This window comes from Cyanobacteriota bacterium, assembly GCA_025054735.1.
In the GTDB taxonomy this organism is placed as follows: Bacteria; Cyanobacteriota; Cyanobacteriia; order SKYG9; family SKYG9; genus SKYG9.
The window spans coordinates 1-8,953 of record JANWZG010000142.1; the positions used below are offsets into that span (position 1 = coordinate 1).

At 49.1% G+C, this 8,953-nt stretch carries 8 protein-coding genes; 4 read left to right on the top strand and 4 right to left on the bottom strand.

All coding sequences use genetic code 11. The features are described from left to right. Window positions 1–591, bottom strand: a 591-nt coding sequence (locus NZ772_08545) for a D-alanine--D-alanine ligase (protein ID MCS6813602.1), incomplete at its 3' end; no start/stop codon positions are given. A 334-nt stretch (window positions 592–925) separates the two neighbouring features. Between NZ772_08545 and NZ772_08550 the strand changes: the two genes are divergently transcribed. Beyond that, the gene (locus tag NZ772_08550) at window positions 926–1,468 is read left to right on the top strand and encodes a cyclic nucleotide-binding domain-containing protein (protein ID MCS6813603.1); all 543 of its coding nucleotides are present in this window, start codon (window positions 926–928) and stop codon (window positions 1,466–1,468) included. Window positions 1,469–1,498: 30 nt separating this feature from the next. Here the strand turns inward: NZ772_08550 and NZ772_08555 are convergent, their stop codons facing one another. Together NZ772_08555 and chlG are read right to left on the bottom strand one after the other, a co-directional pair. Then, on the bottom strand, window positions 1,499–3,625 hold the full coding sequence (locus tag NZ772_08555) for a PBP1A family penicillin-binding protein (protein MCS6813604.1): 2,127 nt from the start codon (window positions 3,623–3,625) through the stop codon (window positions 1,499–1,501). A 532-nt stretch (window positions 3,626–4,157) separates the two neighbouring features. Continuing rightward, the gene (chlG, locus tag NZ772_08560) at window positions 4,158–5,150 is read right to left on the bottom strand and encodes a chlorophyll synthase ChlG (GenBank protein ID MCS6813605.1); all 993 of its coding nucleotides are present in this window, start codon (window positions 5,148–5,150) and stop codon (window positions 4,158–4,160) included. 144 nt (window positions 5,151–5,294) lie between these two features. Between chlG and NZ772_08565 the strand changes: the two genes are divergently transcribed. The 3 genes from NZ772_08565 (at window position 5,295) to NZ772_08575 (ending at window position 8,353) form a co-directional block, all read left to right on the top strand. Beyond that, window positions 5,295–6,344 (top strand): isochorismatase, encoded by a 1,050-nt coding sequence (locus tag NZ772_08565; protein MCS6813606.1) that lies wholly within the window; start codon window positions 5,295–5,297, stop codon window positions 6,342–6,344. A gap of 251 nt (window positions 6,345–6,595) precedes the next feature. After that, on the top strand, window positions 6,596–7,291 hold the full coding sequence (locus NZ772_08570) for an aldehyde oxygenase (deformylating) (GenBank protein MCS6813607.1): 696 nt from the start codon (window positions 6,596–6,598) through the stop codon (window positions 7,289–7,291). A gap of 18 nt (window positions 7,292–7,309) precedes the next feature. Further along, window positions 7,310–8,353, top strand: a complete 1,044-nt coding sequence (locus NZ772_08575; GenBank protein ID MCS6813608.1) for a long-chain acyl-[acyl-carrier-protein] reductase — start codon at window positions 7,310–7,312, stop codon at window positions 8,351–8,353. A gap of 24 nt (window positions 8,354–8,377) precedes the next feature. Here the strand turns inward: NZ772_08575 and pyrE are convergent. Further along, on the bottom strand, window positions 8,378–8,953 hold a 576-nt coding region (pyrE, locus tag NZ772_08580), incomplete at its 5' end, for an orotate phosphoribosyltransferase (protein ID MCS6813609.1).

Here is an 8,953-nt window from a genome sequence, read left to right on the forward strand (position 1 = left end):
GCGGTTTCGCACTTTAGCGATCCCCACGGATGACCCCAAGTTGGCAGGTTTCACAAAACAGGGAGAACCTAAAGCCAGTTCTAATTCATTGCAGATTTGGGCAAAGCTGTGAGCATCTGAACGAATCTGATTGCGAGTAACAGCACGATAGGCAACCTGTGGTAAGCCCGCTTGGGCAAACACAGTTTTCATAGCAATTTTGTCCATACCTACAGCAGAGCCTAGTACTCCAGAGCCAACAAACGGCACTTGCATTAAGGTCAACAGGCCCTGAATGGTGCCATCTTCTCCATTAGGGCCATGGAGGACTGGAAACCAAACTTGTACTTCGGCTGCGATCGCAGGTAGCTGCCAAAGGGTTGGTGAAGCATCAGTTGAGGGCGGGAGGGGACTACCTGATGCCAATACCTGCTGTGCTGTGTCACCTGCTTGCCAGCGACCATCTTTATGGATGTAGAAGGGAATTACATCATAGTTGTCCACATTTTGACCTATGGTGAGGGCACGAGCAATAGCCTGCGCCGAGCGAATAGAAACCTCATGCTCACCCGATCGTCCCCCGAATAGTAATCCTACTTTCAACGCTGCCATACTCACCACTCCTTCCATCCATTTGAGACAAGGCGCAATGGAAATCCACTGCAACAGAAAATTGCCGCTAGCGTAGCACACATCGAGTACGTTCTCTAACGTGCTACTATTTAACGATTTCAGTGGATAAACCCTCTACGCAATTAGCACACCTCAAGCCCAGTACGGCTTACGTAAACTATGGCGGTAGCGCTAGTATTAAGCCTGTTAACAACTATCCGGTTAAGGAGATAGTAAATCTGCTAGACGGAGTATAAGAGTAAGGCGGATAAGTCTTCACTAGACCGCAGTCTGCACACCTGCATCACTTCGACTACACCAAACAGGGGGGATTATGCAAAAGTCGCTGTTTTTTCTTTGTGAGATGACAGATGCTGATATTCAGTGGTTAATGTATTCAGGGCGGCGACTACAGCTTAATGAAGCCGAGGTGTTAGTGGAACAGGGTGTTCACGCTGATGCACTCTATATTCTTCTCACTGGCATGCTAAGTGTATGGCTAGAGGGGCCTAGTGGTAAACGCGAAGTCACACGGTTAACTAGCGGCGAGGTGATTGGGGAGATTTCATTTATCGACAGTCGGCCACCTTCAGCAACGGTGACGGCTGTGGTTCCGTCGTTGCTCCTCGCCATTCCCAAAGATTTGTTGACCAAGAAAATTTCTGCTGATGAGGGATTTGGGCTGCGTTTCTACAGAGCAATGGCCTATTTCCTCTCTGATCGCTTGCGCACGACCATGAGCCGCATTGACTCCTTCACTGGCACAGTAACGACTTCTGCAATCCCCGATGAACCGCCGCCTAACATCATTGCACGCCTCCCAATTGCTCAAAATCGCCTTGCTCGAATGATTAGGCAACTTCAAGCTATACGGTAGTTGACACGACCATAGGTAGCCGTCCTGTAATCAATTTTGTAGTTCGGTTGGCGATGGGAATGCGCTTGCATCAGGTATAGAGGGGGCTGCACTAGGCGGTGGCGGCGAAGTGACAGGATTGCCAGAATTAGACGGGACGATCGGATCCTCAGCAGGAGGCGGCACATCAGGTGTACTGGGTTGGACATTCTGCGGAGATGGAGAAGCACTACCCGGCACATCACTAGAGCCATCTGGGGCTTTGTTGACATCAACACTAGGAGAAGCCGTAGGCACAGCAGGCACTTGACGCTTACTGGGGTCGTTCCATCCTGAGGGCTTTGCGTCAGCACTAGTTACTCGGACATTACGAATAGGCTTTGGCTTGATTTTAGCCTTCCAGTTTGCAATATCCGGCAATTTGGGAAATGGCTGCACACTCATGCCCTTAGTCACTTCTTGCATAAACTGCCGCCATACAAAAGCCGCCGTTGCACTAGCGCCCCAAGTTGGGGTGTTGTCATCATTGCCTAGCCAGATACCAGTCACTAACTGGGGAATGTAGCCAATGAACCACAGGTCTCTGGCATTCTCACTGGTGCCAGTTTTGCCAGCAACGGGGCGATCGTTCAACTGTGCTAGGTAACCAGTGCCACCTGTCACAACACTCTGCAACATCCACGTCACAATAGCGGCTGTCCCTTTATCAATAGCTTGCACTGGCTTAAGAGAAGCAGCATCAAACAGTATCTTGCCATTGCGATCAATAATCCGCCTAACACCGTGGACTTTGACATGTCGTCCCTCAGCCGCTAACGTGCCATAGGCACTAGTAATCTCCAACAGATTGGTTTCTGAGCTACCCAAGGCTAGGGAATAGGCAGGCACCAACTTAGAGTCAATCCCCATCCGACGAGCAACCTCAATGACGGTATCGAACCCTAACTCAACCAGTACCTTTACAGCGACAACGTTGACTGAGTTAGCGAGAGCATCTTTGATTGAAATCCAGCCTGCATGTTTGCGATTGGCGTTCAGCGGTTCATAGCCATCAATCTTGTAGGGGGCATCCAAGTAAGTGTCGTAGGGAGAAAAGCCCGCTTCGATCGCCGTGGCATAGACAAAGGTCTTAAAGGTAGAACCAGGCTGACGTTGTGCTTGGCTAGCACGGTTAAACTGACTTTTCTTAAAATCTCCACCACCAACAAGTGCCTTGATCTCACCCGTTTGGGGGTCGATCGCCACTAATGCTGCCTGACTGAATCCCTGCCCAGGCCCATCCAAATTAATGGCATCTCGCACAACTTTTTCGCCCAACGCCTGCCACTTTAAATCCACGGTAGTTTCCACCGTTAGGCCACCGGCTTCGATCGCTTCTGCGGAGATATATCGAGGTAGTTCCTGCTGAACGTAGGTTGTGAAATAGGGATAGTTCACAATCAGACGCTTCGGGAGCTTGGGGTTCAGTCCTAAGGGCGTAGCCTTGGCTGCTTCTGCCTCAGTTGTCGTGATAAACCCTTCTTGCTCCATCAAATCCAGCACGATGTTGCGGCGTTCTAGAGCTGCTTCGGGATTGACTAGTGGCGAGTAATCACTAGGAGCTGGTGCCAGCCCAGCAATCATCGCCATCTCTGGTAGTGTGAGCTGATCTACAGATTTGCCGAAATAAACCCAAGCAGCATCGGCAACACCATAGGCCCCAGAGCCAAGATAAACCAGATTCAGATAACGTTCCATGATCTGGTCTTTGGCTAGATCTTGTTCAATTTTCTTGGCAAGCATCGCCTCCCTCAGCTTGCGTCCAATGCTGCGCTCTTGATTCAAGAACACCATGCGTGCTAGCTGCTGGGTAATGGTGCTGCCACCTTCCCGTACTTCTCCAGCTTGAATGTTGGTGACGATGGCTCGCATCACCCCTTGGTAATCCACACCGTCATGGTCATAGAAGCGCCGATCTTCTGAAGCAACAAAGGCATTAATTAACTGCTGAGGAGTAGCCCAAATCTTCAGTTCCTCGTGGGTTGCAGGCCCCAACTGCTGCAAAATAGTACCATCACTAGCCTTGACTGTAATAGTGCCATCCCGCTTGTAAAGCAGCACAGTTGTTGTATCTGGTAAGGCTGCTTCTAGCCGTTGCCAACCATCATAGACAGCAACAGCACCAGCACCCGCTATCATCAAACTGCTCCAAAACAAAACTCGCAGGTAGAAGATACTGGTTAACGGCTGTCGCATTACCTTAGCAACGTTTTGCCCTAAGGAGCGAGCACCCGTAATGACGGTTTCAGAAACCCTATGGAAAATCTGTTGAGGGAAGGCCGAAGTCCTAACGGGCGGATAGACGGATGGCGGTCGGTGACGCTTAGGGAAAGAGTCTAAGTAATTAGCGTTTTCATCGAGGGGATGGGGATGAGATTGGTAAGCACTGTTCCCAAACGGCAAGCGATCGGAGTCGTAATCATCCTGTTGACTGGCTGAAACATTTTTGTTTGACTTGACCACTACTCACCCTCACTTCGCTATCCAAACTAGCTTGGATTATCCCTATCCAGATTACCTGGGATCAGGCTGCACATTTATCGGTATGACAAGCAAACCGTTACCAGTGTAACGGTTGTTACAAATTGTCTAAAAAGTCAGATCATCAGCATACCAAATTTAATGCCTCATATCCCAACCACGATGCCGAGCCAACACCTTAGCAGGCAACTTATGACACACCAGCATGACCGATCGCTAACGCTGTCACCAACATGCCTAGCACCAAAAACGGCTGGGCACTTGCTTGGTACTTCACATCATTCTCTAGGGGATTCCGGAGAAAGTACATGTCTTGAAAGGTAATCTGGGGAATCACCAGTAGCAGCAAAATCGTCGCATAGAGGTTCTGGCGTAGGCTAACCAAGTAAGCTGCCACGCCAACCTGAAAAACATCAATCATCAACACACAAATCCAGGCTGCTGTTGTAACACCAAACATAACAGGCAGAGACTTTAGCCCCAGTTGGCGATCGCCCTCAACGCTCTTGAAATCGTTGACAATGGCAATACCCAACCCAGCCAGGCTGTAAAACAAGGTAAAAATCACGATCGTCGCATTTAGCTCACCAAACAGAGCATGACCTGTGCACCATGGCAGGGTAATGTAGCTAGCTCCCAAGGCATAGTTGCCTAACCAGCCATTTTGCTTTAGCTTCAAGGGCGGTGCTGAGTAGATATAGGCCAAGAATGCTCCAATGACCGATATTGTGGTGATTGTTGGGTAGGTATGGCCTGCCCAGACATCCAAGCCATAGGCCAGTGCAATTCCTGCCACCAGCAACACAACAATCTGAGTCACCACCTGAGGCACGGAAATAGCTCCGGAAGGAATAGGGCGGTAGGGTTCATTAATGGCATCGATTTCTCGATCGTAGAAATCATTCAGCGTTTGGGTATAGCCCGCCATCAACGGCCCTGACAAGAACATGCAAGCAGCCGCTACTAGCACATGTTCTATCTTCCAAACATAACCACCGCCTGAAGCAGCTCCACAGACAACACCCCACATTAAGGGAATCCAGGTGATGGGCTTCATCAATTGCAGGCGAATCTTCCAGATGGAACTCTCTCCCGCCTTAGCTCCCTTCATCCCTAACAATTGTCGCGCTGTAGCTGTGCGGTCAGACGAGGTTGGTGGCTGAGATGATGTAGGGTCGAGCATAAGACTCCTTGCCGTGCAGGACATTGACCTTTAGGATACCAAATTCATTGTCATTCCATGACTGAATCATCCCAGGTAGAGGTATTGCCGATCATCCTGACTTAGTGTTAAAATTACACTAAACTACCCTAGGACATCACGACTATGACCACACTAACTACAACTGAGCTGCCCTTGCCATCCCATTTTGACCCCAAGCGAGTCAGCGAAGTCTGGCGTGTTCCTTACCAAGAGCGAGCTGCCGATGCCGAGGCTTGGGCAAAGCGTTGGAATTTGCAACCGGCTGCTAAGGACAAAACTCGCATTTGCTTAATGGCGATCGACGTGCAAAACACTTTCTGCATCCCTGGTTATGAGTTATTTGTGGGTGGCAGCTCTGGGATGGGTGCCGTGGAAGACAACATCCGCCTTTGTGAGTTCATTTACCGGAATCTGGGCCTGCTGACCGAAATTGCCCCAACTATGGACACCCACACCGCCATGCAAATTTTTCATCCCATGTTTTGGGTCAACGATGCTGGCGAACACCCTGCACCCATGACCATGATTACCCTCGATGATGTGCAAAAAGGCGTGTGGAAAGTCAATCCTGGTATTGCCTATAGCTTGGCAAAGGGGAACTATCTAGGATTGCAGGCCCATGCCCAGCATTATGCCCAAACCCTTAGTAATGAGGGCAAATATCCCCTCACAATCTGGCCTTACCACTCTATGTTGGGGGGAATTGGTCATGCGCTTGTCTCTGCTGTAGAAGAGGCAATGTTTTTCCACTGCATAGCCCGCCATAGCCAAACGGGCTTTGAAATCAAAGGGGGCAACCCACTGACGGAAAATTACTCAGTGCTTCGCCCAGAGGTATTGGATGGTGCTGATGGCCGCCCTATTGCCCAGAAAAATACTCGGTTCATTCAAAAATTGTTAGACTTTGATGCTGTGATCATTGCTGGACAAGCAAAGAGTCACTGCGTTGCCTGGACAATCGATGATCTGTTAACGGAAATTTTGACAAAGGATCCAGCCCTTGCTCAGAAGGTTTATCTGCTAGATGATTGCACCTCGCCTGTGGTTGTCCCTGGGGTTGTGGACTTTACTGAGCAGGCCAATGCAGCATTTCAACGGTTCGCCCAAGCAGGGATGCACATTGTCAAGTCTACGGATCCGATCGTGACTTGGCCAGGACTAGCCCTTCGTTAGAGACTAGCCAACCTCAAGCCTCGACCATGGCAGCCTCTCCCAACACTGCCATGCTGTTTACTCATAACTCCATAGATGCATCATCAACGATTCTTATCAGGGCAGATGTTAAAAATGCTTAAAGTAAGGGTAAATTGTAATGTGGTTTAACATTCATTCCTATAGGATTGACGAAGGCTACGACTAGTGCAACCGTTGCCTAGGTGAACCCTCTTGGTGAACCCTTTTTGTGATTAGGAGTTATCAGATCTATGCCTCAGCTTGCAGCTAGCTTGGAAATCGACTTTCACAGCGAAGCCTACAAAGATGCTTACAGCCGGATTAATGCGATCGTCATTGAAGGTGAACAAGAGGCGAACGACAACTATATGCGGCTGGCAGAATTAATGCCTGATAGCAAGGAGCAACTCCTTAGCCTCGCTAAGATGGAAAGCCGTCACAAGAAGGGATTTGAAGCTTGTGGGCGTAATCTACAAGTTACGCCAGATATGGCATTTGCGAAGGAATTCTTCTCTGGCCTGCGTGGCAACTTTCAAAGGGCAGCTAATGAAGGCAACATTGTGACCTGCTTGCTGATTCAGTCACTAATCATCGAGTGCTTTGCGATCGCAGCCTACAATATCTATATCCCAGTTGCCGATCCGTTTGCTCGCAAAATTACTGAGGGCGTCGTCAAAGACGAGTACACTCACTTAAATTTTGGACAACAGTGGCTTAAAGAACACTTTGCCGAGTCTAAAGCGGAGCTTGAAGCCGCAAACCGTCAAAATCTTCCTCTGGTTTGGAAAATGCTTGACCAAGTTGCTGACGATGCTAGCGTTTTGGGCATGGAGAAGGATGCATTAGTGGAAGACTTCATGATTCAGTACGGTGAGGCGCTGGGTGATATTGGGTTTCAAACCCGCGACATCATGAGGATGTCTGCCCATGGTCTATCTGCTGTCTGATTCCACGGGAAACTATCCATGTTCGGTTTAATTGGCCATTTAACCAGCCTGCAACATGCCCAGGCGGTTGCTAGAGACTTAGGCTACCCAGAATACGCTGACCAAGGTCTTGATTTTTGGTGTAGCGCCCCTCCACAGATCGTTGATGACATTACAGTTACCAGCATTACTGGTCAGACTATTTACGGCAAGTATGTAGAGTCATGCTTCTTGCCAGAGATGTTAGCTAGTAACCGCATCAAGGCGGCCATTCGCAAAATTGTGAATGCCATGGCTCACGCTCAAAAGCATGGCATCGACATCACAGCACTAGGTGGGTTTTCATCTATCATCTTTGAAAACTTTGATCTGCAAAAGGTTCATCATGTCCGTAATGTGACACTGGAATTTGAGCGGTTCACAACAGGTAATACCCATACTGCTTACATTATCTGCCAACAAATTTGGCAATCGGCTCCACGGGTGGGGATTAACCTATCAAAAGCAACCGTAGCAATTTGTGGAGCAACAGGAGACATTGGCAGTGCTGTCTGTCGGTGGTTAAATACCAACACTGATGTTCAAGAACTGCTGTTAGTAGCTCGTAACCAAGAACGACTTCAAAACTTGCAAGATGAGTTGGGGCGGGGCAAAATTTTGAGCCTAGATGAAGCGCTCCCTATGGCAGACATTGTGGTGTGGATTGCTAGTATGCCCAAGGGCATGGAGATAGACCCAAACGTGTTGAAGCAACCATGTCTGTTAATTGATGGCGGCTACCCCAAAAATATGGTGACTAAGATCCAGCGCCCTGGAATCTATGTCCTCAACGGTGGCATTGTGGAGCACTCCCTAGACATTGATTGGCGCATCATGACCATTGTGAATATGGATGTGCCTGCTCGCCAACTGTTTGCCTGCTTTGCCGAGTCGATGCTGCTAGAGTTTGAGAAGTGGTACACCAACTTCTCCTGGGGGCGTAACCAAATCACTGTGGAAAAGATGGAGCAAATTGGTGAAATATCTCGTAAGCATGGGTTCTCGCCGCTGTTGATCCAACCTGTAGATGCAAGAGTAGCTTAGTGTTGTAATTAATAACAGAGGTGTTTAACGGCGACGCTCAGCCCAGCGGGTTTGAATCGCTGTAATGGGAAATAGAGCTTGGAAATTTAGGCCTTGGGATCGATAGAGTTCAGCGCCACCTTGGAGACGATCGACTAGCGCCATCACATGATTCACAACATACCCTGCGTTCCTTAGGCAATGCACTGCTTTCATGGCAGACTGGCCTGTAGTGACCACATCTTCTAGCACCACAACGGAACTTGCGGGGGGTAAGGTTGGCCCTTCGATCTGGGCTTGGGTGCCGTGACCTTTAGCTTCTTTACGAATAATCAGGGCTGCAATGCCGTGTTGACTAAAGTCACCATAGGAATTTTGCTGATTGGCATAGGCAGCCGCCATACTAACAGCAGTGACGATCGGATCAGCCCCTAGGGTCAACCCAGCCACAGCCCGCGTTTCTGCTGGCAACTGGTCAAACAGTAACCGCCCTACCATTACCATCCCCTGAGGGTGTAGAGTAATTTGCTTGCCATTGATGTAATAACTGCTGCGTTGACCTGAGGTCAACACAAAGTCACCCTCGCGATAGGCAATTTCGCAGATTAAGTCTAGAAGCTT

Coding starts and splice junctions, on each gene's coding strand:
- NZ772_08570 (MCS6813607.1), top strand. CDS start 6,596: ATGCCTCAGCTTGCAGCTAGCTTGGAAATCGACTTTCACAGCGAAGCC.
- NZ772_08550 (MCS6813603.1), top strand. CDS start 926: ATGCAAAAGTCGCTGTTTTTTCTTTGTGAGATGACAGATGCTGATATT.
- chlG (MCS6813605.1), bottom strand. CDS start 5,150: ATGCTCGACCCTACATCATCTCAGCCACCAACCTCGTCTGACCGCACA.
- NZ772_08575 (MCS6813608.1), top strand. CDS start 7,310: ATGTTCGGTTTAATTGGCCATTTAACCAGCCTGCAACATGCCCAGGCG.
- NZ772_08565 (MCS6813606.1), top strand. CDS start 5,295: ATGACCACACTAACTACAACTGAGCTGCCCTTGCCATCCCATTTTGAC.
- NZ772_08555 (MCS6813604.1), bottom strand. CDS start 3,625: ATGATAGCGGGTGCTGGTGCTGTTGCTGTCTATGATGGTTGGCAACGG.